Genomic DNA, 2358 nt, shown 5'->3' with positions numbered 1-2358 from the left:
GATTAAACCAGTACCTTTACCTAATGGAATAACAATTCCTTCAGGATCTAAATCAGGAAACAAGAATTGAACAGTTTTCTTATTGATATTTCCGATTTGAATAAGGACATTTAACTGCTCCCTCACAGAAACTGGAATAGATTGATAATCAAAACGTTGTGATACCAGTAAAAGATGGACTTTAGTCGCTCTTCCTAACAATGCAATCTGTGAAATTAAAGAGAAGAAGCTATCCTTAATATTTTTGTTTGTTCCCTCGGATAGAGCCAAGACTTCATCAATAACAATAGTCAGATGTGAAAACGGATGGCGAGGATTATCGTATAGAATCTCTTGACGCTTATAAATGATATTCAAAGTTTGACTTAAAGATTCGTTGATTTCAGCAACAAAATCTGATTTTGAACGATTGCGTTCAGGGTGGATTACAGGAATTTTATTTTCTCTCGCCCAGCGTGACGGCGTATCAAATTTAGGATCAATGATGATTAAATCTGATAGAGGCTTTAACATACTTAGAAAATAAGTAAGTGTATAAGATTTACCACTTCCTGAATTTCCTGCGATTGCAATTGAGGTTACATTATCGTAGTTTAGTTTCAGGTTCTCCATGATAGGGATATAAGGCTTATGTTGTGAAGCAACAAAGAAATCTAAATCATTGATAACTAAACGTTTTGAAATGCCCATTTTCCAAGGAAAGAACAAGCCTCGTTGTGTGTGAATATCATCAGTATTTAGTGGAACAAAATAGGCGCTATTTTGCTTAAGTAAGGTGTATCGGGGATAGAGACAAGCGTTCGCAATCAAGAAAATCTTAAAATACAGATCATTGTCAATAATATAGCCCGAAGGCATTCGAGGAAGAAAGAGGAAGCCATCTTCCTGTACTTTGACATCAAAACTATTTGTGTACGAGGTCTCGCCCTCGATTTGAGATCCTAGCGCCATATTTAGGCTTTGTAAGAGATAAAGTGCAAGTTGACTATTGGTCATTATTTCACCTCCTTGATGCCATCAGCCTTAAAGTAAATGTTGTAGTTGACTTCACAGGCTTGAAGATGATCAAACGTTATAATAGATAGATAAGGGGGAAGTTTAACTTGATCTGTGAATTTTACTTCAAAGGGGGGTAAACCGCTTTGAGAAAACCAACCTTTGTAAGCAATCACCTCATCAGTTCGTTTGCCGTCTTCAAACTTCATTTGAGGCTCAAGCGTTTCGCTCAATGAGTGAATGGCTTTTGAGCGATCTAAAATGTTGTTTGCGAGTTCAGCGGAGTACCCGCCTTTGCGTTTATTATATTGTGCTTTCATAGTGGTTCCTTTCATGAATCGGTAGTTTAATGTGTGCTGCTCAGTTTTTATCGTGAGCTTGATTTTTCCTCCTTCTATAAATAACGGCGACAAAAAAAGAGGGATTTTACCCTCTTTTGAAATTTTTATTAAAATTTTTTAATTTTATTGATGAGCTTGTTTTTCCAAGCATTGATCGTTTTATTAGAAACGTGATATTCTTCAGCGAGTTTGGTAGCTTCTCCATGTTTTACAACACGTCTTAAGAATCTCGCTTCATCAGCTGAAAGTTTTTCAAGGCAATCATTCAAAAGTTCTTGCTCAGGAGTTTCATAGGAAGCAGGCATTACAACGGACTGTTCTACAAATTTTCCTTTTTTGACATCATAAGCTGAAGGTTTGGGAGAGTCTAATGAAGTATTCCACTTTTTCTCAGAATGTGTCTTTGTTTTTTTTCTGAAATCAGGATTCGCATTTTTGTTGTTTGAATAAACTGTACGATCATCAGCACGATGAAGCTCGTCAATCCATTCTTTAGTAATGTCATCTTGCCCAGCGACTAAAGTTACCGTCTTCTTTTGACCATCACTCATAAATGTGTAAGTGTAAGTTTCACGATTCTTAGAACCTGTTTTGATAAAATCCATTTTGTGCTCTTTTCCGCCCTTAGGACGGATAGGAAACAGGATTTATTGATTAACCGAATTGGCAAAAGGCACACCAAATAAACGGAAGACCAACAAACGGTAAGCCAAGACAAATGAGTCAGGCTTTCCTTTGTTTTCAATCCGTCCATTTAGGTGCGCACCAGTATAGGACTGTTTATATTTACAAGAATTATCTTGCATAATATAATTATCCCAATAATAGGGGTAAAATACTAACTTATCAACAAGATATAATTTTAATAGAATATTGATTATAAAGGAGATTTACGATAAAATGATAAGAAAAGTAACTTTTTTGAGGTGGGGAAATGGAATTGACTTTTAATTTAGAAGAATTATTCAAACAGGATGTTAGAGGATTAAATATACTAGAGTTCTCACAATATATAGAGCAT

At 35.6% G+C, this 2358-nt stretch carries 4 protein-coding genes; all 4 read right to left on the bottom strand.

What is annotated here, in order from left to right:
- Positions 1-996: ATP-binding protein (locus tag BABA_RS12185; RefSeq protein ID WP_007085495.1), on the bottom strand; the 996-nt coding region annotated here is incomplete at its 3' end.
- The gene (locus tag BABA_RS12180; protein WP_031300848.1) at positions 996-1316 is read right to left on the bottom strand and encodes a hypothetical protein; all 321 of its coding nucleotides are present in this window, start codon (positions 1314-1316) and stop codon (positions 996-998) included. The genes BABA_RS12180 and BABA_RS12185, both read right to left, overlap by 1 nt.
- Positions 1317-1444: 128 nt before the next feature.
- Complete coding sequence (locus BABA_RS12175) at positions 1445-1942, bottom strand: hypothetical protein (RefSeq protein ID WP_007085493.1); 498 nt, start codon at positions 1940-1942, stop codon at positions 1445-1447.
- 42 nt (positions 1943-1984) lie between these two features.
- A complete protein-coding gene (locus tag BABA_RS27305) occupies positions 1985-2143 on the bottom strand; it encodes a hypothetical protein (RefSeq protein WP_021164959.1) in 159 nt (52 codons plus the stop codon).
- Positions 2144-2358: the final 215 nt, after the last annotated feature.

Source organism: Neobacillus bataviensis LMG 21833, from assembly GCF_000307875.1.
Lineage (GTDB): Bacteria > Bacillota > Bacilli > Bacillales > Cytobacillaceae > Neobacillus > Neobacillus bataviensis.
The sequence above is the reverse complement of the archived record's forward strand: the minus strand, read 5'-3'. Positions and strand labels throughout refer to the sequence as shown.

What these genes read in the sequence shown, in the direction of transcription:
- BABA_RS12180 (WP_031300848.1), bottom strand. Translation starts at nt 1,316, where the DNA reads ATGAAAGCACAATATAATAAACGCAAAGGCGGGTACTCCGCTGAACTC.
- BABA_RS12175 (WP_007085493.1), bottom strand. Translation starts at nt 1,942, where the DNA reads ATGGATTTTATCAAAACAGGTTCTAAGAATCGTGAAACTTACACTTAC.
- BABA_RS27305 (WP_021164959.1), bottom strand. Translation starts at nt 2,143, where the DNA reads ATGCAAGATAATTCTTGTAAATATAAACAGTCCTATACTGGTGCGCAC.